Here is a 24,337-nt window from a genome sequence, read left to right as displayed (position 1 = left end):
CCTCGCTCATGAGTAAAAAGTAGGGGTAGGGCGGTTCTGGTTCAGCGCCCAGTCACCCAGTTCGTGAATCTTGTAGTCCACCGGGTCATGCAGCGTCTGGGTGCGCAGGTTGCGCCAATAACGGTCGAACCGCAGTGAGGCATGAGTCGCCCGGGCCCCGGTGACTTCAAACAGACGGGTGCACAGATCGAGGCCGGTACGGGTCGCTGCCACTTTGGCGCAGGCGATCGAAAGCGCCAGTTGCGCACGCTCTTCGCTGCCCAGGCCGTGTCCCTTGCGCCAGGCTTCGTCGAGTTGTGCCGCGGCACGCTCAACCAGCACACGCACGCTTTCCAGGCCGACCCAGAACTCGCCGTAGTGGCGCAGGATGTAGGGATCCTCGCTGACATGGCGGGCCTTGGAGGTGAACCACGGGCGTCCCTCCTTGAGGGTGTAATGACGTGCTTCCTCGAACGCCCCTTCGGCGATGCCGAGGAAAATGTGGGCAAAGTGCAGTTGGGCGATCAGTGGGCGCAGACAGGCAAACGGCGTACTCAGGGGGCCTGGATCAAGCAGCAGCTCAGACTCTTCCACCCGTACGCGTTCAAAGGTGGCGCTGCCACTGTCCGTCTGCCGCTGGCCCATGTTGTCCCAGTCGCCATGCAGGGTGATGCCGGTCCGGCCACTGGGAATGGCAGCGATCAGCAGCTTGCCGCCGGCGTTTTCGTCGACCGCTGAAGCGATCAGCATTTCCGAGTCGCTGGCACCGGAGCAGAAACTTTTCTTGCCGGAAAACTCACGCCATCCATCAAACGATTTCACCACGGTGCGGGTGTCGAGCGGGTTGAGGGCATTGCCCCAAAACCAGTTGTTGCGGGCGGTCTGTTCGAACCAGGGTTGCCATTGTTCGGGCCGCGAGAACAGGCGCACGGTTGCCAGCATCAGGTGCTGGAAGCCGAAGACGTGGGCGATCGAGCTGTCGACCTTGGCAAACTCACGGACTACGCCGAGTGTCTCGCTCCAGTCGGCACCCAGGCCACCGAACCGGGTGGGGATGCTCAGGGCCAGCAAGCCGCTGTGGCGAAGGGCATCGCGCTCGGCCTTCGGCGTACCGCCGTGCTCGTCCCGTTCGGCGGCGGTTTGCGCGAAGGTGGCGGCCAGTTTGCGCGCGATCTGCAAGGGGCTCAGTACAGTCGTTTGTGGTTGGGGGCTCACGCGCAATTCCTCGTTGGTTCTGTGGTGGCTGGTGGGTGACAGGTTCATGCGTTCTGTGTCCGTGGCAGGACATCATTGGCGATCATTTCGCCGAAGGGCCCGGTGAGATTGGTCACTCCCCGACCTGCCAGGCTGGCATAGGGTTCGGGTAACAAAGGGAACACCAGTTCGGCAAAGCGATAGGCTTCTTCGAGGTGCGGATAACCGGAAAAGATGAAGCTTTCGATGCCAAGGTCTGCGTATTCCTTGATGCGTGCGGCCACCTGTTGTGGATCGCCGACCAGTGCCGTGCCTGCGCCACCGCGCACCAGACCGACGCCAGCCCACAGGTTGGGGGCGATTTCCAGGTTGTCCCGGCGACCGTCATGCAGGGCGGCCATGCGACGCTGGCCTTCGGAGTCGAAGCGTGCGAATGACTTTTGCGCAGCGCTAATGGTCTCGTCGGATATGTGCTCGATCAGTCGGTCGGCGGCCTGCCAGGCTTCGGCTGCGCTCTCGCGCACGATGACATGCAGACGGATACCGAACTTCACGGTCCGTCCATGCCTGGCTGCACGGGCGCGGACATCGGCGATCTTTTCGGCCACCGCAGCCGGCGGCTCACCCCACGTCAGATAAACATCGAGCTGCTCGGCCGCCAGGTCATGGGCCGCGTCCGAAGAGCCACCGAAGTAGAGCGGGGGGTAAGGTCGCTGCACGGGTGGATAGAGCGCCTTGGCGTTTTCCACCTGGAAATGCTTGCCATGGAAATCCACGGATTCACCTTGCAGCACCCGGCGCCAGATCTGCAGGAATTCGTCGGTGACTTCATAACGCTCGGCATGGCTGAGGTGGATGCCATCGCCACGGTTTTCGTCGGGGTCACCACCGGTCACCACATTGATCAGCAAGCGCCCGCCAGATAACCGGTCAAGGGTGGCGGCCATGCGTGCGGACACCGTTGGCGAGATGATCCCCGGGCGAATCGCCACCAGATAGCGCAGGCGTTCGGTCAGCGGGGCCAGGGCCGATGCAATGACCCACGAGTCCTCGCAGGAGCGCCCGGTCGGAATCAACACCCCGTAATAGCCCAGGCCATCCGCCGCCTGGGCAATCTGCTTGAGGTAGTTGAGGGTCACCGGGCGAGCGCCCTGGCTGGTGCCAAGGAAGTGCCCGTCGCCGTGGGTTGGGAGGAACCAGAAAACATTCATCGTTCTGCTCCTCAGGCGCTCTGGCGCAAGCGTTGGTGGCTGCTGAAAAATGGCAGGGCGCGTTCTACGGCCAGGCCGATGCGGGCCTGGAGCAGGTCGCAGTTGATACGGTAATTGCTGAAGTCGGATTCGCTTGCATACACGCCCAACGGCAGGGTCAGCGACTGGAAGAAGCTGAACAGCGGCCGTAACTGGTGATCGATCACCAGCGCGTGACGAGGGCTGCCGCCAGTAGCGGCGAGCAGCACCGGCGTGTCGATCAGGGCGTCCTGGCCGATCAGGTCAAACAGGTGCTTCAACTGGCCCGGATAGGAACCGCGATAAACCGGCGAAGCGACAATCAACAGGTCGGCGTTTTCGATGGCCTGCAACTGTGCCTCGACTTCGGCAGGTAGCTCTTTGCGGCTGAGGGCGCCACCCACGGCGCGGGCGAGATCGGCAAGCTCGATGACCCGGCCAACGATATTCAGACGGTTTGCGACCTCGTCGAGAATGGCCTGGCTGAGAACCTGGGTACGAGAAGGGCGGTAGGCACCGCCGGATACTGCGATTACGTTCAAGGGGGCAGTCATTGTCTGATTCCTGTGCTGTCGCTCTACAAACAGAGTCGGTGGCAGTACTCAGCAAGAACCGAACCAATATTTATCTATATGAAACTAAAGGGTTTTATTTGATTTTTTTGGTTGGTGTGTTGCTGTCGGGCAATTTTTGTTGAAGTGCTGTTTGCCAGGGAACACTTGCGAGGTGTCCGGTTTCGGACAGTTATAGGAGATTGTTTATATTCTTCAAAGGAATTAATAATTATTTTATTATTCCTATTGGTTTTATGTGAGGGACTGCTTGACCGGCGCGGTGGGAGGGCGGTTCATCGGAGACGAATCAGTCGAGACCCGGCACCCGCCTCACTGCTTGTAGCCAATCTGCCGCAACAGGTTCTTGCGCCACAGGATGTCTTCATCGCCTTCAATGTCAGTGGCACGCAAACCATCCACGACGCCCAGGATGGCGCGCCCTTGTTCCGTCTCGGCGAGAACCACCTCGGTTGGATTGGCCGTTGCACAAAAAATACGGCATACCTCCGGGACCATTTTGAGGGTGTTCAACACGTTCAGCGGATAGAAACCGTCGCCCAGGAAAACGATGAAGCTATGGCCTGCGGCGATGGCTTTTGCATTCTTCTGCGCAAGCTCGATCATTGAGGCATCGGTGCCAGACCACCGCACCAGGCATTTGCCGGAGGCTTCACAAAAGGCCACGCCAAACTGGATACCGGGCACGGCATTGACCAGCGCTTCGTGGATGTCCTCGACGGACTTGATGAAGTGCGTCTGACCCAAAATGAAGTTCGTCACTTCCGGCTTATCGATTTTCAACGTGATGAGTTGCATTTCAAACACCTCCTTTCACGATGTTGCTATCAGGGGCTGGCGACACATCAAGCATAGCTACTCATTGGTTATTGCTCCGTTCACGGACTCGATTCGCAAGTCCCTGGCGCTCCTGAATGCCTCTTCCTGTGGATTGGCAATGATTGAAAGCTTAATGACAAAAGCGTCAATATTGAAATATCTCTCAATATTGCATACCTTGGTGATGCCTGACGATGAGACCTGCGCGCCTCACGACTTCAATCACAACAAGGGCTCGAGATGAACAACAACAAAAAAGTTTCCCAATTGCCTCCCTCCGCCGTCGATGTGCTGGTCGTCGGTTACGGTCCGGTAGGTGCGACAATCGCGGCGCTGCTCGGCCGTTACGGGGTTACGACCCTGGTGCTGGACAAGCTCCATGAAATCGTACTGATGCCTCGTGCCATTGCTCTGGACAACGAGGCCCTGCGTATCCTGCAACTCGCCGGATTGTCGGAGGACGCTTTCGAGAAGATCGTTATCCCGGAAGTGAAGATGCACTCTCCGGTCCTCGGGCAATTCGGTCGAGCCAATACAGAAGGGTGTATCGACGGCCATCCCAAGCTTGTGACCTTCTATCAACCCGACCTCGAGCGAGCGATGCGTGGCCAGGTTTCCCGACTGAAATCAGTGACCAGCCTGGGTGGTTTCGAACTGGAGGGTCTGGTCGAGGAAGCCGATTGCGTGGTCGCCACCGTACGGGATCAGGATGGGCACTCGCATGCTGTTCGCGCCCGGTACCTGATCGGTGCGGATGGCGCCAGTTCCAGGGTCAGGGCGCTGATCGGCCAGGAGTTCGAAGGACAAACCTATGCAGAGGACTGGCTGATTGTCGATGCGAAAAACCGGCATCAGTCAGCCATTGATCACATTGAGTTTATCTGTAATCCGCAGCGGCCCACGCCACACATGCCTGCCCCCGGTGGAAGGGAACGCTGGGAATTCATGTTGCAACCCGGTGAATCCCGGGAGGAGCTGGAAAGCCCGGAAAGCATCGCCCGGCTCATTGCGCCATGGGTCAATCCGCAGGAACTGGAAATCGAGCGCAAGGCGGTGTATCGATTCCACGCTCGTTGCTGCAACCGATTCAGCAAGGGACGTACGTTCCTCGTTGGCGACGCCGCGCACATTACCCCTCCCTTCGTCGGGCAGGGTCTCGTAGCGGGCCTTCGTGATGGCGCCAACCTTGCCTGGAAGCTGGCTTGGGTCCTTCGTGGCCACGCCGCGCCGGCGATACTCGATACCTACGATGTAGAGCGTCGCCCGCATGCTCAGGCGATGATCAATCTGGCAAAAATGATGGGCCGTCTGGTCATGCCCAAGAACAGGATCGCAGCGTTCTTCATCCACGGCTTGATGCGCATGCTGGCGTTGACTCCCGCGACCAGAAGGTACTTCGAGCAGTTGGACATCAAACCGAAGAACACCTTCAAGCACGGCCTGTTCGTGCAACATCGTCGGGGTGACAAGCTGGTACGTGGCAGCCTGTTTCCCCAAGCCTGGATTCGCACCCTGCAAAAGCAGATCAAGCTGAGCGACGATGCACTGGGAGACAACCTGACCCTGGTTGGATTCGGTGTCGACCCGTTGTCACTGCTCACTACTGATCAGATCGTTTGCTGGGAAAAGATGGGCGGTCACTTCCTGGAGGTCCGTTCCCGCGGTCAACGCTCCGGCGGCCGTTGTGACTTCATCGAAGACATGAACCATGACATCCTGCCGCTGGCTGCGAAAGGAACGCTGGTCGCGGTTCGTCCTGACCGTATCATCATGCACCACGCCCCAGGCACAGAGGCCAGCAAGCTCCTTCGAGACTGTCGGGGCCTGCTGATGAGTGATGACGCCACTCCTGACGGCGTTTCCATTACTATCAACGAGCCGATTAAATTACGAGCTTGATCATGGATTTCCCCACACCTCCTTTAGAAGCTGCTGCGCCAGAACCTCTCACCAGGGGGCACAAGAAGCGTGAGCGCACCCGTCGCGGTCTGATGGACGCGGCATTGCGACTTGTCGCACGCAAGGAGGTGGGGGAGATCGCATTGTTCGAAGTCGCCGCCGAGGCGGCGGTATCCAACGGCACCATCTACAACTATTTCCGAACGCGTGATGAAGTCCTCGAAGCGGTGGGCATTGCCATGGCCGCCGAGTTCTCTGACGCCATTTCCGTCCTGAGCACGGACGTGCAGTGCGGAGCACAGCGGCTTTCGATTGGCGTACGCATGTTCGTGTGTCGGGCCGCTGCTGACCACCAATGGGCGAATGCGTTGCTGCGCATCATCCATTACGACCAGGCCATGCGCTCGCGTTTGGCTGACCATGTGCTTGGCGACCTGCGTGCAGGGCTGCGGGAGGGCATTTTCACTTACGAGGAAGAAGGCATCGCCCTGGATATGGTCGTATCGTGCACAACCGGGGCAATGCGCGCGATTGTCGAGGGCCGTGCAGTGCTGGAGCACGATGTGCGGGTCGCCGAAATGATCCTCCAGGCGCTGGGCGTAACGCCTCCCAAAGCCCGGAAAATCGCTGCAAAGCCACTACCTGCCTGATCTGGGTTCTTGCCTGATCAACGACGCGACTGGCATCAGGCGACTTGATGGACCGCCCTGCGACTGCATTAGCTTCTGAACATGCGTGTTCAAGTATTTCAGTGCGAATGTATCTAAAATTCGCCCTATCGCCTTGAAAGCCCTTCGCTAAATAAGACAAATAAAGGGCGGTCGCGATTTTTATTCGAAAAAATAGCCTCTCATTGCAAAAACCAGATTGACGTCAATCGAACACGCGTGTTCAATTGACCCATAAGGCAATTCTGGAGAGAGACCGTGGAACTTCTGAATCCAACACAGCGCCGCATTCACCAGGCCGCTTTTCGCTTGTTCGCGGAAAAAGGCACCTCGCAAGTGAACATCCTCGACCTTGCGCAAGAGGCAGGGGTGGCGCGCGGCACGGTTTATAGCAACATCGAGAGCATGGAAGGCCTGTTCGAGGCGGTCGCCAGCCATCTCGCGAGAGAGATGCATGAACGGGTCAACAAGAGCTTCAACTCCCTCTCCGATCCCGCTCAACGCCTGGCCAATGGCATCCGGTTCTTCATCCGTCGGGCTCACGAAGACTCCCACTGGGGGGCATTCATCCATAAGTTCGCCATGAGCAACGCTTCGTTGCGTGAAATGTTTTCCAGCCAGGCGACGACGGATCTTCTGAGTGGACTTTCCACCGGCCGGTACCAGTTTCAGCAAGAGCAATTGCTCTCGGTTCTTACGCTGATATCGAGCAGTGTCCTCGGCTCCATTTTCCTGGTTCTGGAAGGGCACAGAACATGGCGCGAATCGGGATCTGACACGGCCGAACTCGTGCTGCGGGCCTTGGGCGTGCCTCTCGAGGAGGCTAGAGCGCTGGCGACCGTAGAGTTGCCGACGCTTCCTCCGATCGACTAAACGCAGTAACCGACACCACGAACAAACCCCTGGCATTTTCAGGGGTTCGGGGACGCTTTGCCCGAAAAAACCGGAAAACAAGAACAATGAACAACAAAAATGAAATCCCCCAGTTGACGACGCCACAACCTGCCCGACATCCGCAACCGACGGTGAAGGCCCAGGGTCTGACTCATCTGATTTTTCAAAGGCCGGACTTGAATGAGGCGGCGCACTTCCTGACGGACTTCGGTCTGACCGTCAGTCATCAGAACGCCGAAATGCTCTATCTGCGCGGCACAGCGCCAACTGCCTATTGTTACCGCGTGCACCGTGCAGAAAAGGCAGGTTTTATCGGGTTCGGCCTGGCAGTTCGATCGCTCAGGGATCTGGAAAAGCTGACGCAAATTCCAGGGGCATCTTCTGTCGAGGCCCCGACCCACCCTGGTGGCGGCCACTACGTCAGGCTGACCGATCCTTCCGGTTTTATTGTCGAGGCTGTTTGCGACCAGACGCCCAGTGAAAACCTGGAACACAGAGCTCCGCTTCCCTGGAATCTGGCGCAACAGCAATCGCGAATCAACGCCACGCAGCGCACGCCGATTGCACCGCCTGAAGTCATCAAACTGGGTCATATCGTCGTCGAAGTGGCCGACTATCAGGCGACCTGTGCCTGGTACACCCGGCATTTCGGGTTCATTCCCAGCGATGTGCAGGTACTCCCCGACGGCACCCCCATCGTCGCTTTCATGCGCCTCGATCTCGGTGACAAGCCTGCGGATCACCATACGCTCGCGATCGCCCAGGGGTTCATGGCGACCTACAGCCATAGCGCCTATGAGGTCGTCGACGCCGACGCGGTGGGCATGGGGCAACGGGTCCTGCGAGAGCGGGGTTGGGAGCACTCATGGGGAATCGGCCGGCACATCCTGGGCAGTCAGATCTTCGATTACTGGCAAGACCCCTGGGGTGACAAGCACGAGCACTACTGCGACGGGGATATTTTTACCGCCATGCAGCCTACGGGCATCCATCCCGTGAGCCCCGAAGCAATGGCGCAGTGGGGGCAGCGCATGCCCAAGAGTTTTACCAAGCCCAGGATGAGTTTCAGCAATGTACGAGCGCTGATCCGCAACCTGCGGCGCAGCCCGGACTTGACGATTCGCAAGTTGATCACGCTGATGCGGATGTTCGGGTAGAGCGGCCGCCATGTCGGGCAACGCTACACGGTATGGCCGGTGGCCCGTTGATCGACAGCGTCGCCAACTCACCCTCAGAACAACACCACAGTTCTCGCGCCATCGAGCGCGGGACAAACGCTGCTCCAGGAGTACCTTCAATGTCTGCTGTACACGTAGTCCGCTTTGAGTTTGAGAACGGTATCCACTGGGGCGTGTTGCGCCAGGACCGTATCACGATTGTCCCGGGCACTTTTGAGACCACGGGTGACTTCATCAGCCAGAACAGTATCGATGACCTCGCTCAACTGAATGGTACTCAGTTGGAGGCGCACAAAGTGAAGCTGCTGTCGCCGGTGACCCGCAATCAACAGTTCGTCTGCCAAGGGGCCAACTACCGACAGCACATGATCGAGTCGGGCATGGACCCGGATGCGAAGAAATACAACATGATGTTCACCAAGGCGACCAGTTGCCTGGTGGCCGCAGACAGCGTCCTGATCAAGCCGCGCAACGTCCGTTTCCTTGACTATGAGATCGAACTCGGGCTGGTGATGAAACGCGTGATCAGCGGCGCAGTGACCGTCAACGACGCCAACCTGCATGAGTTCATTGCCGGTGTGGTCATCGTCAATGACTACTCGGCACGCGACATTCAGATCCCGCAGATGCAGTTCTACAAGGGCAAGAGCTTCCGCACGTTTGGCCCGGTCGGCCCGTATCTCTGCCTGCTGGGCGCCCAGGACATGCGTTACCTGAAAGCATTGCAGTTGCGCCTGACGGTCAACGGCGAGGTGCGACAAAGCGACAGCACGGCCAACCTGGTGTATGGCCCCGCTGAAACCCTGAGCGAACTCTCCTCTGTCCAGGATCTCGCCCCCGGCGACCTGATCGCCACCGGTACTCCGGCGGGATGCGCGCTGACCATCCCTTCGCCCGCCAAACAGCGCATTGCGGCCCTGATGCCGGAAGCCACCAAGTGGAAGCTGTTCCTCAAGGCGCAGGAAGGGCGGACGCAGTATCTCAAGGCAGGAGACGTGGTCGAGGCACGCATTCGCAGTGCGGATGGCGTGATTGACCTGGGTGTGCAACGCAACCGAGTCGTAGAGGAAGCCTGAAGATGATGGTGCGATCTCTGAACGACATTGAAAGTATCGAGCAGGCTCCATTATCGGAGCGTGGCTTGGCTTGCAGCACCTATGAAGCACTGGCGCGTACGGCCGGGCTTTCTCCCAATGCGCCCGCGCTGAGTTTCTTCGCCGACGCCAGCAGCTTCAGGAACACCCACCACTGGAGCTATGCCGAACTCGTCGAAGATATCACTCGCGCGGCGAATGCCTTCCACGACCTGGGCATTACCCCGGGTGAAGTGCTGGCCTTCATCCTGCCCAACCTGCCGGAAACCCACTTCACTATCTGGGGGGGTGAAGCGGCCGGTGTCGTCATGGCGATCAATCCGCTGCAGGAGGCCAAACAGATGGCGGCCTTGCTACGGGCCGCCAAGGCCAGCGTGGTGGTAACGCTCGCCCCGACACCGGGCAGCGACCTGTGGCCCAAGCTGGCCTCGCAGCTGGATCAACTTCCCGAGATCAAGCACGTCGTTTGGGTTGGCATGGGCCCCTATATCGATGTCGCTCAGCGCGAATCCCTTGAATCCCTGGCGGAGAAAGAACGTGAGTTGCACAGGGGGGCCACGATTCATGAATTACGAACGTTGATGGATGCTCAGCCAGGCTCGCACCTGAAGGGTGCCCGGCTGTTCCGCCCTGAGGATCGTTCCTCTTACTTCTGCACCGGCGGTACCACCGGGCTGCCCAAGATTGCGATGCGTACCCATGGGGCGGAGGTCTTCAACGCGTGGGCCATGGCCACTCACATGCAACCCCATGGCGGGGGTCAGGTCATTTTTTGCGGGTTGCCGCTGTTCCATGTAAATGCTCAGCTGGTGACAGGCCTGATGCCCTGGACGCAGGGTGATCATGTCATCCTCGGCACGCCGCAGGGTTATCGCGGTGAGGGTGTGATCCCACGCTTCTGGGAGATGGTCGAGCACTTCGGCATCAACTTCTTCTCCGGCGTTCCAACGGTCTATTCCGCACTGTTGCAAAACGATCTGGAAGGCCGCGACCTGTCCAGCCTGCGTTATGCCATGTGTGGTGCCGCGCCGATGCCGGTCGAACTTTTCCGGGAGTTTGAAGGCCGGACCGGGGTGAAGATCCTCGAAGGCTATGGACTCACGGAGGGCGCGTGCGTCTCCTCGGTCAATCCGCCCCATGGCGAGCGCCATATCGGCTCCATCGGTATACGGATTGCCTACCAGGACATGCGTGCAGTCATGCTCGATGACGCGGGAGATTATCTGCGCGACGCCGACATCGACGAAATTGGCCTGATCAGCATCACGGGTCCGAACCTGTTCGAGGGTTACGTTGAGGAAAGCCATAACCGGGGCCTGTGGATCGGGATCAATGGTCAGCGCTGGCTGAATACGGGCGATCTGGGGCGTCAGGATGAAAATGGCTACTTCTGGCTGACCGGGCGCAAAAAGGAACTGATCATCCGCGGCGGCCACAATATCGATCCCAAGCAAATCGAGGAAGCACTGCAAGCCCATCCAGCGGTGGCGTTGGCGGCTGCCATCGGCAGCCCGGACGCCTATTCGGGTGAAGTGCCGGTCGCCTACGTGCAACTGCGACCAGGTCACATCTGCGACGTTGAAGAACTTGAGCAGTTTGCCCAGCGTCACATCAGTGAGCGAGCGGCTGTTCCCAAGCGGATCGAAATCCTCGAGGCACTGCCATTGACGGCGGTGGGCAAGATCTTCAAACCCGCCTTGCAGCAGCATGAGGTCGCCCGAGTCATTCGGCAGGAAGTGCAGCGCATGTGCCTGAAGGACATTGCGGTCGAGGTGATTCAGCATGAACAACGTGGATTGGTCGCGTGCATCCGGGCCGGGCGAGAACAAGAGTCCCTGGCCCTTCTTCTAGGTCGCTACAGCTTTCAGGTGGAGTGGCTTGAATGATCCTGACGTTGTCTTCGTAAATTCGATACTCCGCCCCTGGTACTAATCCGCCAGGGCCTTTTTCGCAACTTCGATCAACGCCAACCGGCACTGCCAAGTGCACCGGAAGGCGAAGCTTTGCCTGCGCACCAATCAATAAAAACAATTCGAGGTGGGAAATGAAACTGAGCAACCGTGCAACCCAGTGTCTCTGCGCTGTGCAAAAAATGTCTTCCTGGATCAAATTCACAGGTGCCGCGGCAATACTCAGCGTTTCAACAAGCGCGGGCGCCAACGGCATTGCCTTGAACGAGCAAAGTGCAAGTAGTGCGGGTACTGCTTATGCGGGGAGGTCGTCTTCCGCGTTGGACGCCAGCACTATCTTTGGAAACCCTGCAGGTTTGACCAAATTGAAACGTGCCGAGGTTTCCGGCGGAGCCGCGGTCGTTTCGGTGAACGTTGACATCAGTGATGCGCAGAGCAGTGCCCAGGGAACGAATAAAGGGGACTCGGTCCCTTTGGGGGTTGTGCCCTTTGCCTATATGTCGACGCCGCTTGACGATCGTTTTTCGATTGGTCTGGGCCTGTATGCCCCGAGTGGTCTGATCAATGATTACGAGAGCAGTTTTCAAGGCCGTTACCATGGATCCTATAGCACGACCAAGGAAATAACCCTGCAGCCCACCATTGCCTGGCGGATCAATGATTACGTGTCCATTGGTGGCGGGCCGACCATAAACCACTTCGATGCAAAGCTTCAGAACTACCTGGCCACCGGCGCCCTGAACAACGGCGAAGACACGCTGGTCACCATCAAGGGCGATGACACGGCACTTGGCTACAACGTCGGGGTTTTGTTTGACTTGAGTGATGCCACCCGTTGGGGGATTAACTATCACTCGAAGGTGGATTATGAACTCAAAGGGCATACCGAGGTTAGCGGCTCCCCGAGCGTAATTCCGCTGGACGGAAAGTATGACAACAAGATAGACCTCACGATGCCCGAATCCGTCGACACCTCTATCACCCATCATTTCAACAGTCGCTGGACGGGATACCTGGGGGCCACCTGGAAGCGTTGGAGCCGGGTCAAGAAGGTCGAGGCAGTCAACAGCGGACTTTCCCCCCTGGGCCAGGCGGCGGGCCTGGGAAGTGTGACCGAAGAAATGAACTGGCATGACACTTGGGCCACCGCCGTTGGCGCATCCTTTCAATTGAACCGGCAATGGCTGCTACGCGCAGGCTACGCCTATGATCCGTCGCCAATCGGCAATGCCGATCGTAGCGTGCGCGTTCCCGTCGGGAATCGCCAGGCCGTGACCCTGGGTGGCGCTTATTCGCCGAGTTCCGATCTGACGATCGACTTTGCTTACGGTTATCTCTGGGATTCCAAAGTCTCGGTGAAGCAGTCGAACAACTCAGGTCTTCAACCGGAATACAGTGCCAAATACGACAACAGTGCGAATGGGGTTTCAGTGCAGGCAACCTATCGGTACTGATCGGCTTGACCCAGAGCATTTCCACTACGAATTGATTGAATGGTTTTTCCAGCGCCCATAACTGAACTTGTCATGGGGGCTCCTTACAGCGGGCGGACGCTACGCGTTCCACGGCGTTAGTAGCCATGCCAAATCGAGGCGCTTCACCAGGCGCCTTGCTGTCGGTGCACTCTCCACAAGAGGGTCTCTGCTTTGTCTCTGCGCCTGTCTGAGGGTCGTCGCTATCCGTGGCGATCTGGAAGACCCCGAACTCGTGCTCCGCGAGTTCGGGACGGCGCCACCGAATCAGCAAATCAAAGTCTGCAGGTGTTGGATTGCCAGGCCACTGCGATTTACTTACGTGAAAGGTAGCTTTTGGCCTGTTTTTGCCTGTCACCAAGGGCAGCAATCGACCCTTTAAGCTACCTGCGATCCCTGTTGCGCGAACTACAGAGTGGCCAGGGCGACCACGCTCAACACCGGCCAAGTACTAGAATGCAATCGCACTGACGACAGGGCTGGCCCCATTGAAGAAGTGTTGCAATCCTCACAGCGGATCCTGATGACAAGTTCTGCTCGCTTTGACAAAAAACAGGACAAATGAGGTGAGGATTGACACTCCAGAGTGACCTGACGAAATGCCGGATTAATGCAACAACGAGCGGCGCCTCGCATAGGCGAAGTAGATCACCAGGCCAATTGCCAACCACGCCCCAAATACCAGCCAGGTCGTCTGCTTGAGGAAGGTCATCAAGGTTACGCAGAACACGATGGCGAGCAACGGAACAACGGGCACGCCCGGGCATCTGAATGCGCGAGGGAGATCGGGTCGGGTCTTGCGCAATACGATCACTGCCACCGAGATCAGACTGAACGCGGCCAACGTACCGATATTGATCAGCTCGGCGAGGACGTTCAGCGGAATCAGTGCCGAGATCAGCCCGAATGCTATTCCGACCATCCAAGTGGCGAAAAACGGGGTACCGAATCGTGGATGAACCCTGGAAAGGCGCTGGGGAAGCAGTCCGTCGCGCGACATCGCGTAGATGATCCTGGTTTGACCGTAAGCCATAACCAGAATGACAGTCGTCATGCCAATGATTGCGCCTAAATCGACGAACCCGGCAACCCAGCTTTCACCGGCATGTTGCAACGCCAATGAGACCGGGTGATCAACGCCAAGGAATTGGGCATAGGGCACGATGCCGGTCATGATCATTGAAACGGCAACGTACAACACCGCACAAACGGCCAGGGAACCGATAATGCCGATGGGGAGGTCACGCGCCGGTTTTTTCACTTCTTCGGCGGCAGAGGAAACTGCATCGAAACCAATAAAAGCAAAAAAAACCAAGGCCGAAGCACTCAAAATGCCTTGGCCACCGAAGGGAGCGAAAGGTTGCCAGTTAGCCGGCTGAACATGTCGCGCACCAACGGCGATGAAGAGCAGCACCACGGCGATCTTGATGATCACCATCACGTTGTTTACGCGCGCGGATTCCTTGATGCCCATGGAAAGCATCCAGGTAATTGCCAGCATAATCACCAGCGCGGGCAGGTTGAACCAGGTTTCCACACCGGGCAAAGAGCCTGGAGCCGCCGTAAGCACAACCGGAAGATTCAGCCCAAATCCGCTCAGCAGGGACTGGAAGTAACCCGACCACCCAACAGACACAGCCGAACTGGCCAGTCCGTATTCGAGCATCAGATCCCAGCCGATCATCCAGGCCACCAACTCTCCCAGCGTCGCGTAGCTGTAGGTGTAAATCGAGCCTGCTACCGGTACGGATGAGGCGAACTCGGCATAACAGAGCGCTGCAAATGCACAGGCCAACGCCGCTAACAGGAATGAAACCATGAGGGCCGGTCCCGCAGTCAATGCGCCGGTTCCGGTCAATACAAAGATGCCCGTCCCCACGATTGCACCGATACCAATCAGGACCAGATCCATCGGCCCCAGCACTTTTTTCAACCCGGAAGGCGCTCGGGCAGCAGCAATCATTGCGTCCAGGTCTTTTGTTCTGAAAATGCTCAATATTGCCTCCGTTGTTACTTGTTTTTATTGTCAGGGCGTGTGGCTTGGGTGTCGGAAGTGACAAGAAATTGTATTTCAGCGCCTCGAAAATTAGCTTTCGAAACGGATCTGTATTTAATTATTTTCAGACGTTAATTATCCAAAATGTGTTCGTTACGTAATTTTCTTTCTAATATCCGTTGTTTCTAGAAATGGATGCTTGATCAAGGACCTGCGGGATGGGGCCGATCGCCCTGCCGCGTACTCATTGTTAAAGGGAGAGAACACATGATGGAAATGGATAAGGTTGATCGTTCAATTCTGGAAATTCTGCAAACGAATGGTCGCCTGACGAACGCCGAGATCGCCGCTCGTGTCTGCCTGTCAGCGCCAGCCTGCTGGAAGCGCCTGAAGCGCCTGGAAGAGGAGGTGATTGTCGGGTATCACGCGCACTTGAACCCAAAGACCATGGGGCTGGGACTTTTTGCTTTCATCAGCGTCACCCTCGATAGTCACTCCGAGGACGCCATGGAGCATTTCGAAGCGGGCGTTCTGGCGCTGCCCAACATTATTGCCTGCCATAAAGTGTCGGGGAAATACGACTACCTCTTGCAGGTAGTCGTCAAAGACATGGAGGCATTCCATGAACTCGCCATGCATCGCATACGTACACTCGGCAGTATCAAGGAAATGTACACCGGGTTTTCGGTCAAGGAGATCAAGCACTGTAATACCTTGCCACTGTAAGTGCCGGGACTTGCCCCTTGCTCAGGACGAGTCAAGCATTACAAAAAAACCGGCAAGAGATCCTGAGGGTGTGACTCACCTACATAGGTAACAAAACAGTTCAAGCACATAGGTAACAGTTTTTACGTGCATGGGCAGGACGCCCACTGGAATCTCAAGAAGGCCCACAGGATTCTGCCGGGCGATCCGGTTTATGCCACAATCAATGCCGGGTTTGGCGGGGTCTTTGTATCCTCGAACTTGGTGCCGTCGATGTGGGCCGGCATTCTATCTAACGACAAAGCAACGACAGGGACCGTCATCAATGCAATCCAGTTTCAGCAAAGGCGTCATGTTTGCACTCTCCGCCGCGGCACTGAACGCGACGATCGGTGTGCTTAGCAAAGTCCTCATGAGTAATGGCTTCACTGCCAGCAGTGTGGCTGTCATCAAGACCCTGCTGGGTTGCATGCTACTTTCGATCCTGTTGCTTTTCCTCAAGCGCCCGGCGTCCACGGCCAAATGGACTCAGGCGGCAATCTGCGCCTTCCTGGGCATCTTCGTGCTGTTTCACTTCGAAACGTCCGCCTATCGGCATTACGCTGCGGCAGGTGTAGTGGTGGTGCTGATGGCCAGTGCCTCGATTTCCTCGATCATCCTGGGGCGCATTTTCCTCAAGGATGCCATCACCGCGAACGCGACCGTGGGCGCTGCACTGGCCATCGCCGGGATCGCGGTGATCTTTGGCGCCGACCTGCAACAGGGCTTTACCCTGCAAGGCGCTGCGCTTGCCTCCATGGCCGGCTGCGGCTATGGGGCCTTTTCGGTTGCCATGAAGCGGATGGGCGTGTCCGGGGGGCTGCACCTCACCCGGCAATTGCTGTTTTTTGGCAGTCTGTACCTGCTGATGCCGGCTGCGGCCGATGGTTTCGTGATCGGCGAGCTGTCGCCATTGGCGATCGCCGCACTGCTGGCGCTGGCCGCGCTGCCGACCATCCTCGGCTTCTTTTGCACCACCAAGGCCATCGAATATCTCAAGCCATCCCAAGTGCAGGCGCTGGAACTGACCGAGCCGCTGTTCGCCGCGCTGCTGGCGTTTGTGGTGCTCCATGAAGTACCACGCGAAAGCCTGTTCGCGGGGGCGGCACTGATCATCGTCGGACTGTGTTTCTCCAATGAGCTGATCCGCTTGGGCAGCAAAGCCCCGGCCCCGACGACTGAGTGAGCGATTGTCGGGTCCTTTGCTGGCATATTGATTTCAACGCTCCCTGTCACTACGTCACCACCCCACTTTAATGACGGGGCTCGATTTCCCTCGTTCTATATCAGGATGAGTGCACCGTCGAACAGTGTGACCATGGAAGGGAATGACCATGCTGGTAATGGATGATCTGGTACAACTCGGTAAGACGGAGCGCTTCGAGGACTGGCTGGGGAACCTCAAGACACTGACGTGTAGACTGGGTTACTCGAATTTCCTGCTGGGCGTAAAGCCTGGTCCTGTTGCGCCTGACGAGCAGGTATCGATTCAAAGCAACTACCCGGTAACCTGGCTGGCGCAATCATTACGACAGCCAGGCCTATGTCGCGATTGACCCGATCGTGCATCACTACCTCAACTCTGACCTGCTGTTGCCCTGGAACCGGGAGAACTATCGACAGCCCGCAGAATCGGCGCTCTTCGAAGAAGCCGCGATGCATGGGCTCCAGTTGGGGCTGGCAGCCATTTGCAACGGATTTGACCCGCCCCTCTAGCAACCATGACTGGCAGTGAACGGCCAGTTGCTGCCTGTCGCCACCTCCGGCTTGTGCAGTTTTCTCAAGTTCATGGCTCTGATGGGTAATTGCATCTGCTCTTTCGGCCAGGTGAAATACCCACCGATTCAAGCGCGGCGAGAATGTTGTGGACAGGAGATAAACCGGGCTGATGCGCTGTGGCTGTTTTGATACAACAACCGCACACATCAGACGCATGTGGAGCCTCTATCAATAAAAAGCCCGGCAGTGTCGCACTACCGGGCTTTGTTCTCAGTACCGCACTCAGAATCGATAGTTGGTGCTCAATTCCAGAGTCCGTGGCGCACCGGGTGTGATCAGGTCCACGGAGCCATGCGCCGAGGCGTAATAGTCCTTGTCGAAGACGTTACGCAAACGCAGGGCCATGTCCCATTTCGGCAGGTTGTAGAGCAAGGCTGCGTCCACGGTGGTGTAGGCCGGCATGACCACTTGGTTATCCAGGGAGGTGTAACGGTCATCGACATAGTTCGCCCCCATGCCTACACGCCATTGCTGTGTCAAAGAGCGTACCAACCACACATTGGCGCTGTGGCGCGGGGTCAGGGTCGGAGTCTGGCCTTCGTTGGCGACACCGTTGGTTCGGCTGTTGGATTTGGTGATCTCGGCATCCAGATAGGCGTAACCGGCATAGACCTGCCATTTGTCGCTCAACTGTCCGCTGGCGGTCAGTTCGAGGCCATCGGTACGCTGTTCACCCGCCAGTACCAGTTTGCTCGGGTTCGCCGGATCGCTGGTTTTCATATTGGTGCGTTCCAGACGGAACAGCGCCGCCGTCAACGCCAGGCGATTGTCGAGCAGGTCCCACTTGCCGCCGATCTCGAAGTTGGTGGTCTCTTCTGGTTCCAGGTCCTGGTTCGTCGTACTCAGGGCGAACATTTCAGCAGAAGGCTGGTAGGAACGACTCACCGAGACGTAATAGGACTGAACCTGATCCGGCTGATAAACCAGGCCGACTCGCGGGCTCCAGGTGGTATCGGTTCGGGACAGGGAGCTGTGCGTCAGGTCGTCGGAATATTCCTGGTCGAACACGTCATAACGCACGCCCACCAGCGCCTTCCACTTTGGCGCCAACTCGATGAGATCCTGGACGTAGAAACCGGCCGTGTCCTGGGTATTGGTGCCCTTGGCGGTTTGCCGGTTGGCCTGGAACGGCACGTCGACCAAGCCATCGCGGTACACCGGAACCTGCGCCACGTTGTTCTGGCTGAACACGGATTGGTCCTTGACCTGGCGCCCCAGTTCCACGCCATAAAGCAGGTTGTGGTTCATCCCGGCGAGCGTAGCCTGTTGCTTGAGCTCGGTCTGGTTGAACCAGCCATCCTCCTTGCGCTGCACATTGCCGCGGTTGAGCTTGACCAACAGTTCGCCATTGGCGGCGGTGACGAAGCGTGTCGGGCTGGAGTCGGCGAGTGTATTGTTGCGATCCAGGTCGTAGTGGTAGTAGCGGCTGGTGTTGCTCAGGCTGAAGTCGTCGTTGATCCGGTAGTCGACACCGGCCGTGAACGAAAACACCTCGCTGCGGGTGTAGTCGTCATCCGGGTCGGCAGCACCGAAGCGTTTGCCACGATCCACATCGACCGGACGATCGCCTCGCGCCGGGATGCCGAAGTCGATCAGGCGCCTGTCATACAGATAGCTGGCACCCAGGTTCAATTCCAGGTCGTCGGAGAGCTTGAAGTAGGCCGAAGGTGCGATGGCCTTGCGGTCGATATAGCCGTCATCGCGGAAGGTGTCGCTGTTTTCCAGTGCACCGGTCACCCGGAACGCCTTGTCGTACTGCTGTTGATCAGCCCAGCCAGCGTCGAACTGCGTGCGCTTTTTACCCTCGCTGTCGAAGCTGACACCCACTTCCTGTTTGGGGTCGAAGTTGGGCTTTTTGCTGATGCTGTTGATCAGGCCACCGGATGAGCCGCGGCCATAGAGCACCGCTGCGGGCCCCTTGATCACTTCCACGCGCTCGACGTTGGACAGATCGCGGAAGTACAGGGCGTCGTCACGGATACCGTCGATGTACATGTCGCCGATGGCGCTGAAGCCGCGGATGGTGACCTGGTCGCGCTGGCCATCGCCATTGGACAGACCGATCCCCGGGACATTCTTCAGCACGTCTTCCATCGACTGCGCGCCCTGGTCCTTGATCACGCTCTGGGGAATCACGTTCACCGTTTGCGGAATATCACGTAGCGGGGCATCGATCTTCAATGCACTCCTGCTCTCGGTCGACATATAGCTCTGCTCGTTGTACTCACTGTTTACAGCGGTTGCCGGCAGGGTCAGAGCAGTCTCGGTTTCTGCCTGTAGATCAGGTACGACCAGAACGCCCAGCAACGACAGAGAGGCTGGGTAAATGCGCGATAGAGCCACCATGGACACCTTTTGTGTGAATTTTCGCGCGAATAATAACGATTATCTTTTGTAAGTAAATACATATCATTTCGATACAAGCGACCGACACGAATCAGAACATTCGTCTCAATTTCGCCTGGCGGCTGTACTTTCAGAGGGAGGGTCGGTGGACGGCGTCGTGCGCAGGAATCAGGCTGTGGTAGCCAAACATGAACGCCGGCCGGCCACAGGCGATCCAGTCAATGCGTTTGAGGGGGGGGTTATAGGGGCGTTTTCAAAAAGCGCTGTTCATGATCAGGATCAGGCAACAGGCAGGTGTCGTATTTCCCGAAGAGACGATAACGATTGAGCGCAATGCGGTCGTATGCCCAGTCTCGAAGCTTGCGAGGGAAGATGCGCAACAGGTTTACGGGGCGCCAGCGTGCGGGAAACCGGGCAATGACTTCGAAAAATGCTTCCGAACGTTCCCAGTAGTGCCGGTCGCGGATCACCGCCATGGTGTTGAATTGATCCAGGGGTAAACCTGCCCACGCGAGCAGAGCCTGCCCCTCGGGTGACTGAACCGCCGCCAACCGCACGCGCCGCTGGCGGTCATGGCGAATCAGGAACCTCACCCAGCCATTGCACAGCTTGCAGATACCGTCGAACAAGACGACCGTTTCTCCAGGTTTGAGCAGTGGCGCGGGTAAGGGGCGGATATGCGAGGCTGGCATAAGCGTGGTTCCAAGGGGATCTCGGTCAAACCAGCGCCAGCAGCACCTTGGGTGCTGCATTTGAGGGTTGAGGCCGCACATTTGCGGCGGCCTCCTGGCGCGTTACACGGATCAGCTGTTGCTGTGATCGGAGACCTTGGCTTTGCTTTGGGCTACAGCGGCTTCAGCTTTCTGTTTCTGGGCAACCTGGAAGGCTTCCATCGAGACTTTTCGGGCCGACTCCATGCGAGTGAAGGTGCGATCACCGCCACCTGTGGCCATTGCCAGAGAAGAAGCGGTCAGAGCGGCGGCTACGAAGAGAACTTTCATGGATTTCATTTGGGTTTCCTCAAGTTGAGAGTTTGTAAATAACGAATAGCGGTATGTATTTGCTAACGCAGAACCTGCCTGTTCAACCTGGCCTTACCATCAAGCCAGGGCGGCGTTTCGTGCGATCCCGGTGTCTTGCTCCAGACGCCCTTCGCTGCCTTTGTTTTTTGCATAGGCGGTGAGCAGTACCATCATCGCGAATCCACCGACGATGAGAACCGGATAGGCTGCCAGCAACTCGACCAGCGAGTACTTCCAGGCCAACGGACGACCAACACCGAGCATGGCGGCATAGAACCACGACACGGCAGAGAGCGCACCGGAGAACAGCGCCAGCATGCGCAGGCTGAAGGAAAGATTAAGTATCGAACCGGCTTTTTTCAGCGCCGGCAATACAGCGCTATGCAACAGGAAGCCGTTAAAGGTCAACAGTACAACGATCCCGATCTTGGCCTGCAGTTTTGGATTGAGGAAGTATTCCATTCCTTTACCGGCATAATCGATCCCGACAATACCAATGCCGGTAATCCAAAGAGCCCAAAGTGCAAGTACTACGGTTTTTTGCAGGCTTTCCATGTGCGCGTCATCATGGTGACCTGACGCATCTCCCTTCAGGAGTTGCTTGACCATTGCGACGTCACTGGTCAAGACCAGGCCAATTGCAACACAGCAGGCGATTAGGTGGAAATATACAACGCCCAAACGAACATATTCCACGGTGGACGAAGAAAACATACTAAGTTCCATGGTGACCTCTTGGCTTCAATAGTGAATCAGCATGACGCTCGGCACGGCATGATTGGCGTTTGCCGTTGCTGATTGCAATTAAGATTCAGTAATCACTATTCATTAGTCTTGCGGCATTAGGCGGGCAAGATAATAGCGATTTTCGCGAATGAACTTTTAATCATTCGGTCATGTAAGTTTTCAGGTTACAAAAACATCAATTCGCACTGGGTGAATATGAAGTTCAACTTGCGCTTGCGGGGGAGGGCGTGGCCCGGAACCCTGGCGGCGAGCGGATCAGACAATGCTGGTTGGACTGGCAGGGCTTCCACCCCATTCGAGGAAACGGATCTTGTGGACCTCACCCTCGCTGTCTTCGTAGACCAGGGTCACCGGTACCATACCGGTCTTGTCGGATGTATCGGTGCGCTGCAGTACCCGCTTTACATCGATTTCCATTCCGTAGTGGTATTCGACGGCCGAGACATGCGCGCCGGGTTCTTGCAGGCCGTTCTGGTCAAAGACACTTGGGGCGAGACTGGAAATTACTGCACTTACTACTGTGGCGATGTTCATTAGGCTTTACCTCTTCTGAAGTTCGCTTGACGAGGACCTAATGTGACACGTGATGAACGCGAAGTTCACTAAACCGCGACGAACGCACCCAACCTGAGTCGCCTGTAGTGGCTTCAGGCTCCCGGCTATTCCCCGCGCTTGACGCCTTACGACCATTCGTCCATTAAACGCCGTATTTGTTGGGCGAAACGCCTTTTTTTGATGAGGTCATAACATGTCATGACGGATTTTTGCGCAAGATTTCACGCAGTGGATGTGACAGGACATGGACCGAAAATGACTGCTATCGGGCCACGGATCCACTCTGGGTTATCAACATCCGAGTGGCTCAAGCGACGTTCCGTTTGGCAATGAGACGGCGCAACCACCCATTCAGTCACAGACCGGCTGACCGGAGCATGTTTACGGAGGGCGGGGCAGGCAATCAGGCGAGGTCCACGGTTTCTACAGTGATTTGCGCAATCGCGTGAAACGGTGCGAGGGCAGCGTCATCGGCAGTTGCACAAGTAATCAATCGCCATTCGCGTTCGATAGGCGTCCAATGCTGCTGCCGCGCTCGCCCGAGTTTGTCGGTGTCGGCGAGAACGACGATCTGCGCAGCCCGCTTGATGATGCATTCCTTGAGATAAGCCTGCTGCGCACTCGCCTCGCACAAGCCGAATTCCGCGACGACGCCGTCTGCGCCGAGGAAGGCTTTGTCCACGCTCAGGCGGCTCAACGTCAGCTCGGCCAATGGCCCCAGGGTGCTCATGCTCGAACCGCGCAAATCACCGCCGATCAAGGTCAGGCGCACGCCCGGCGCGTTGGCCAGGGTCATTACGGCGAGCAGGTTGTTGGTCACCACATGCACGTCCTGGCGCGAGCACAAATGATGAGCCAGTGCGGCGCAAGTGGTGCCGCCGTCGAGCAGGACGGTGTCGCCGTCCTGGACGTGGGCAGCCGCTGCAAGGGCGATGGCGTCTTTCTGTTCCCACTGGCTGGTTTTGCGCTCTTCCAGCGAGGCTTCGGGTTCATGGACACCCACCACGGCGGTGGCGCCGCCGTAGGTGCGGACCAGGTGCCGCTGCTTGGCGAGCATGGTCAGGTCGCGCCGCACGGTCGCCTCCGAAACGCCGAGGGCCGCGCTCAATTGCTCGACGTTGGCATCGCCGATGCGTACGAGATCGAGGATGGCGCGGTGGCGTTCGGACACTTTCATGGCGGGGGCTCGTTGGTTGGGCGGTGGTCGATCTTACACGACAGTGCCGCTGCACCTCATCCCCGTCGTGTGGCTAGCTCAGCGCCCTGGCGCAGTGCTTCGAGCAGGCTGCGCTCATCGGCGATGCCCTTGCCGGCGATGTCGAAGGCGGTGCCGTGATCGACCGAGGTGCGGATCACTTCAAGGCCGACGGTCACGTTCACCCCGGCTTCGAGCCCCAGTACCTTGACGGGACCGTGGCCCTGGTCGTGATACATCGCCACCACCAGATCGAAGTCGCCACGCCCGGCGCGGAAGAACAGGGTGTCGGCCGGCAACGGGCCGGTCACGTCGAGGCCGCGTTCCTGCAGCAGCTTCACTGCCGGGATGATTTTTTCTTCCTCCTCGCCATAACCGAACAGGCCGTTTTCACCGGCATGCGGGTTGATCCCGCACACGCCAATCCGCGGACGGGCGATGCCGGCCTTGATCAGTGTGGCGTTGCCGCGTTCGATAGTGCGCTGGACCAGGCCCGGTTCGATCTTGCGGATCGCATCGATGATGCCGATGTGGGTCGTGACGTGAATCACCCGCAGCTGCGGTGCCACCAGCATCATCGACACTTCGTCGACGTGGGTCAGGTGCGCGAGCATTTCGGTGTGGCCGGGGTACTTGTGACCGCCGGCGTGCAACGCTTCCTTGTTCAGCGGCGCGGTGCAGATCGCATCGATCTGTTTGGCCTCGGCCAGTTCCACGGCGCGGGCGATGTATTGATAAGCAGCGTCACCGGCAATGGGTGACAGCTCGCCGAACGGCAGGTCATCGGGGATCAGGTCGAGATCGATGCAATCGATGGTGCCGGCCTCGTACAACGCCTGGGAGGCGTCTTCGATACGGCGCACTTTGGCGCTGCCGCCGACAATCACGTTGGCCTGCTCCAGGCGCCGCGCATCGCCGATCACCAATGGCCGGCATTGTTGGTAGACGATGTCGTGGGTCAGGCTCTTGACGATGATTTCCGGACCGACACCTGAGGCGTCGCCCATGGTGATGCCGATGATGGGGAGGTAGTTGCTCATAGCGT

General features: G+C 57.9%; 23 protein-coding genes. 11 read left to right on the top strand and 12 right to left on the bottom strand.

Annotated features, from left to right (window positions below; all coding sequences use genetic code 11):
- Window positions 1-6 precede the first annotated feature (6 nt).
- The 4 genes from ACCD00_RS04870 to ACCD00_RS04855 form a co-directional block, all read right to left on the bottom strand.
- Entirely contained in the window at window positions 7-1,242 is a 1,236-nt protein-coding gene (locus tag ACCD00_RS04870; RefSeq protein ID WP_413422387.1) for an acyl-CoA dehydrogenase family protein, read from the bottom strand.
- Complete coding sequence (ssuD, locus tag ACCD00_RS04865; RefSeq protein ID WP_413422385.1) at window positions 1,239-2,384, bottom strand: FMNH2-dependent alkanesulfonate monooxygenase; 1,146 nt, start codon at window positions 2,382-2,384, stop codon at window positions 1,239-1,241. Before ssuD ends, ACCD00_RS04870 begins: the two co-directional genes overlap by 4 nt.
- An 11-nt stretch (window positions 2,385-2,395) precedes the next feature.
- Window positions 2,396-2,956, bottom strand: coding sequence for an FMN reductase (msuE, locus tag ACCD00_RS04860; RefSeq protein ID WP_413422383.1), 561 nt, complete (start codon window positions 2,954-2,956; stop codon window positions 2,396-2,398).
- 330 nt (window positions 2,957-3,286) lie between these two features.
- Entirely contained in the window at window positions 3,287-3,772 is a 486-nt protein-coding gene (locus ACCD00_RS04855; RefSeq protein WP_413422381.1) for an adenosine-specific kinase, read from the bottom strand.
- Window positions 3,773-4,033: 261 nt separating this feature from the next.
- Between ACCD00_RS04855 and ACCD00_RS04850 the strand changes: the two genes are divergently transcribed.
- From ACCD00_RS04850 to ACCD00_RS04820, 7 genes are all read left to right on the top strand, one after another.
- Window positions 4,034-5,692: a bifunctional 3-(3-hydroxy-phenyl)propionate/3-hydroxycinnamic acid hydroxylase gene (locus ACCD00_RS04850; protein ID WP_413422379.1), complete on the top strand. Its 1,659-nt coding sequence runs from the start codon at window positions 4,034-4,036 to the stop codon at window positions 5,690-5,692.
- Window positions 5,693-5,694: 2 nt separating this feature from the next.
- Window positions 5,695-6,342 carry a TetR/AcrR family transcriptional regulator gene (locus tag ACCD00_RS04845; RefSeq protein ID WP_413422377.1) on the top strand — a complete coding sequence of 216 codons (648 nt, stop codon included), beginning with the start codon at window positions 5,695-5,697 and terminating at the stop codon, window positions 6,340-6,342.
- 276 nt (window positions 6,343-6,618) lie between these two features.
- Window positions 6,619-7,233, top strand: coding sequence for a TetR/AcrR family transcriptional regulator (locus tag ACCD00_RS04840; protein WP_413422375.1), 615 nt, complete (start codon window positions 6,619-6,621; stop codon window positions 7,231-7,233).
- Between the two features lie 86 nt (window positions 7,234-7,319).
- Window positions 7,320-8,411, top strand: coding sequence for a VOC family protein (locus ACCD00_RS04835; RefSeq protein ID WP_413422373.1), 1,092 nt, complete (start codon window positions 7,320-7,322; stop codon window positions 8,409-8,411).
- Between the two features lie 140 nt (window positions 8,412-8,551).
- Window positions 8,552-9,508, top strand: a complete 957-nt coding sequence (locus ACCD00_RS04830) for a fumarylacetoacetate hydrolase family protein (protein ID WP_413422371.1) — start codon at window positions 8,552-8,554, stop codon at window positions 9,506-9,508.
- Between the two features lie 2 nt (window positions 9,509-9,510).
- Window positions 9,511-11,412 (top strand): acyl-CoA synthetase, encoded by a 1,902-nt coding sequence (locus ACCD00_RS04825; protein WP_413422369.1) that lies wholly within the window; start codon window positions 9,511-9,513, stop codon window positions 11,410-11,412.
- A 158-nt stretch (window positions 11,413-11,570) separates the two neighbouring features.
- The gene (locus ACCD00_RS04820; RefSeq protein ID WP_413422367.1) at window positions 11,571-12,890 is read left to right on the top strand and encodes an outer membrane protein transport protein; all 1,320 of its coding nucleotides are present in this window, start codon (window positions 11,571-11,573) and stop codon (window positions 12,888-12,890) included.
- Between the two features lie 625 nt (window positions 12,891-13,515).
- On the opposite strand, the gene ACCD00_RS04815 is transcribed toward ACCD00_RS04820, so the two are convergent.
- On the bottom strand, window positions 13,516-14,904 hold the full coding sequence (locus ACCD00_RS04815; protein ID WP_413422365.1) for an amino acid permease: 1,389 nt from the start codon (window positions 14,902-14,904) through the stop codon (window positions 13,516-13,518).
- 267 nt (window positions 14,905-15,171) lie between these two features.
- Between ACCD00_RS04815 and ACCD00_RS04810 the strand changes: the two genes are divergently transcribed.
- The 4 genes from ACCD00_RS04810 (at window position 15,172) to ACCD00_RS04795 (ending at window position 17,364) form a co-directional block, all read left to right on the top strand.
- Entirely contained in the window at window positions 15,172-15,630 is a 459-nt protein-coding gene (locus ACCD00_RS04810; RefSeq protein WP_413422363.1) for an Lrp/AsnC family transcriptional regulator, read from the top strand.
- A 304-nt stretch (window positions 15,631-15,934) separates the two neighbouring features.
- Complete coding sequence (locus ACCD00_RS04805; protein ID WP_413422361.1) at window positions 15,935-16,834, top strand: DMT family transporter; 900 nt, start codon at window positions 15,935-15,937, stop codon at window positions 16,832-16,834.
- A gap of 142 nt (window positions 16,835-16,976) precedes the next feature.
- Window positions 16,977-17,204, top strand: coding sequence for a hypothetical protein (locus ACCD00_RS04800; protein WP_413422359.1), 228 nt, complete (start codon window positions 16,977-16,979; stop codon window positions 17,202-17,204).
- A gap of 7 nt (window positions 17,205-17,211) precedes the next feature.
- Window positions 17,212-17,364: a hypothetical protein gene (locus ACCD00_RS04795; protein ID WP_413422357.1), complete on the top strand. Its 153-nt coding sequence runs from the start codon at window positions 17,212-17,214 to the stop codon at window positions 17,362-17,364.
- 285 nt (window positions 17,365-17,649) lie between these two features.
- Here the strand turns inward: ACCD00_RS04795 and ACCD00_RS04790 are convergent, their stop codons facing one another.
- From ACCD00_RS04790 to pdxA, 7 genes are all read right to left on the bottom strand, one after another.
- Window positions 17,650-19,773: a TonB-dependent receptor gene (locus ACCD00_RS04790; RefSeq protein WP_413422355.1), complete on the bottom strand. Its 2,124-nt coding sequence runs from the start codon at window positions 19,771-19,773 to the stop codon at window positions 17,650-17,652.
- A gap of 239 nt (window positions 19,774-20,012) precedes the next feature.
- On the bottom strand, window positions 20,013-20,465 hold the full coding sequence (locus tag ACCD00_RS04785; RefSeq protein WP_413422353.1) for a thiol-disulfide oxidoreductase DCC family protein: 453 nt from the start codon (window positions 20,463-20,465) through the stop codon (window positions 20,013-20,015).
- Window positions 20,466-20,576: 111 nt separating this feature from the next.
- On the bottom strand, window positions 20,577-20,783 hold the full coding sequence (locus ACCD00_RS04780) for a co-regulatory protein PtrA N-terminal domain-containing protein (protein ID WP_413422351.1): 207 nt from the start codon (window positions 20,781-20,783) through the stop codon (window positions 20,577-20,579).
- A gap of 90 nt (window positions 20,784-20,873) precedes the next feature.
- On the bottom strand, window positions 20,874-21,521 hold the full coding sequence (locus tag ACCD00_RS04775) for a hypothetical protein (protein ID WP_413422349.1): 648 nt from the start codon (window positions 21,519-21,521) through the stop codon (window positions 20,874-20,876).
- A 276-nt stretch (window positions 21,522-21,797) separates the two neighbouring features.
- Window positions 21,798-22,076, bottom strand: coding sequence for a DUF2790 domain-containing protein (locus tag ACCD00_RS04770; RefSeq protein ID WP_413422347.1), 279 nt, complete (start codon window positions 22,074-22,076; stop codon window positions 21,798-21,800).
- Between the two features lie 424 nt (window positions 22,077-22,500).
- Window positions 22,501-23,274 carry a DeoR/GlpR family DNA-binding transcription regulator gene (locus ACCD00_RS04765; protein ID WP_413422345.1) on the bottom strand — a complete coding sequence of 258 codons (774 nt, stop codon included), beginning with the start codon at window positions 23,272-23,274 and terminating at the stop codon, window positions 22,501-22,503.
- 56 nt (window positions 23,275-23,330) lie between these two features.
- Window positions 23,331-24,332 carry a 4-hydroxythreonine-4-phosphate dehydrogenase PdxA gene (pdxA, locus tag ACCD00_RS04760; protein ID WP_413422343.1) on the bottom strand — a complete coding sequence of 334 codons (1,002 nt, stop codon included), beginning with the start codon at window positions 24,330-24,332 and terminating at the stop codon, window positions 23,331-23,333.
- Between the last annotated feature and the right edge of the window lie 5 nt (window positions 24,333-24,337).

Source organism: Pseudomonas sp. Pseusp3, from assembly GCF_047304225.1.
In the GTDB taxonomy this organism is placed as follows: Bacteria; Pseudomonadota; Gammaproteobacteria; order Pseudomonadales; family Pseudomonadaceae; genus Aquipseudomonas; species Aquipseudomonas fluorescens_CD.
The sequence above is the reverse complement of the archived record's forward strand: the minus strand, read 5'-3'. Positions and strand labels throughout refer to the sequence as shown.

Coding starts and splice junctions, on each gene's coding strand:
- ACCD00_RS04790 (WP_413422355.1), bottom strand. CDS start 19,773: ATGGTGGCTCTATCGCGCATTTACCCAGCCTCTCTGTCGTTGCTGGGC.
- ACCD00_RS04825 (WP_413422369.1), top strand. CDS start 9,511: ATGATGGTGCGATCTCTGAACGACATTGAAAGTATCGAGCAGGCTCCA.
- ACCD00_RS04850 (WP_413422379.1), top strand. CDS start 4,034: ATGAACAACAACAAAAAAGTTTCCCAATTGCCTCCCTCCGCCGTCGAT.
- ACCD00_RS04870 (WP_413422387.1), bottom strand. CDS start 1,242: ATGAACCTGTCACCCACCAGCCACCACAGAACCAACGAGGAATTGCGC.
- ACCD00_RS04780 (WP_413422351.1), bottom strand. CDS start 20,783: ATGAAATCCATGAAAGTTCTCTTCGTAGCCGCCGCTCTGACCGCTTCT.
- ssuD (WP_413422385.1), bottom strand. CDS start 2,384: ATGAATGTTTTCTGGTTCCTCCCAACCCACGGCGACGGGCACTTCCTT.
- ACCD00_RS04765 (WP_413422345.1), bottom strand. CDS start 23,274: ATGAAAGTGTCCGAACGCCACCGCGCCATCCTCGATCTCGTACGCATC.
- ACCD00_RS04805 (WP_413422361.1), top strand. CDS start 15,935: ATGCAATCCAGTTTCAGCAAAGGCGTCATGTTTGCACTCTCCGCCGCG.
- ACCD00_RS04820 (WP_413422367.1), top strand. CDS start 11,571: ATGAAACTGAGCAACCGTGCAACCCAGTGTCTCTGCGCTGTGCAAAAA.
- ACCD00_RS04835 (WP_413422373.1), top strand. CDS start 7,320: ATGAACAACAAAAATGAAATCCCCCAGTTGACGACGCCACAACCTGCC.
- ACCD00_RS04855 (WP_413422381.1), bottom strand. CDS start 3,772: ATGCAACTCATCACGTTGAAAATCGATAAGCCGGAAGTGACGAACTTC.
- ACCD00_RS04775 (WP_413422349.1), bottom strand. CDS start 21,521: ATGGAACTTAGTATGTTTTCTTCGTCCACCGTGGAATATGTTCGTTTG.
- ACCD00_RS04785 (WP_413422353.1), bottom strand. CDS start 20,465: ATGCCAGCCTCGCATATCCGCCCCTTACCCGCGCCACTGCTCAAACCT.
- pdxA (WP_413422343.1), bottom strand. CDS start 24,332: ATGAGCAACTACCTCCCCATCATCGGCATCACCATGGGCGACGCCTCA.
- msuE (WP_413422383.1), bottom strand. CDS start 2,956: ATGACTGCCCCCTTGAACGTAATCGCAGTATCCGGCGGTGCCTACCGC.
- ACCD00_RS04770 (WP_413422347.1), bottom strand. CDS start 22,076: ATGAACATCGCCACAGTAGTAAGTGCAGTAATTTCCAGTCTCGCCCCA.
- ACCD00_RS04810 (WP_413422363.1), top strand. CDS start 15,172: ATGATGGAAATGGATAAGGTTGATCGTTCAATTCTGGAAATTCTGCAA.
- ACCD00_RS04800 (WP_413422359.1), top strand. CDS start 16,977: ATGACCATGCTGGTAATGGATGATCTGGTACAACTCGGTAAGACGGAG.
- ACCD00_RS04845 (WP_413422377.1), top strand. CDS start 5,695: ATGGATTTCCCCACACCTCCTTTAGAAGCTGCTGCGCCAGAACCTCTC.
- ACCD00_RS04830 (WP_413422371.1), top strand. CDS start 8,552: ATGTCTGCTGTACACGTAGTCCGCTTTGAGTTTGAGAACGGTATCCAC.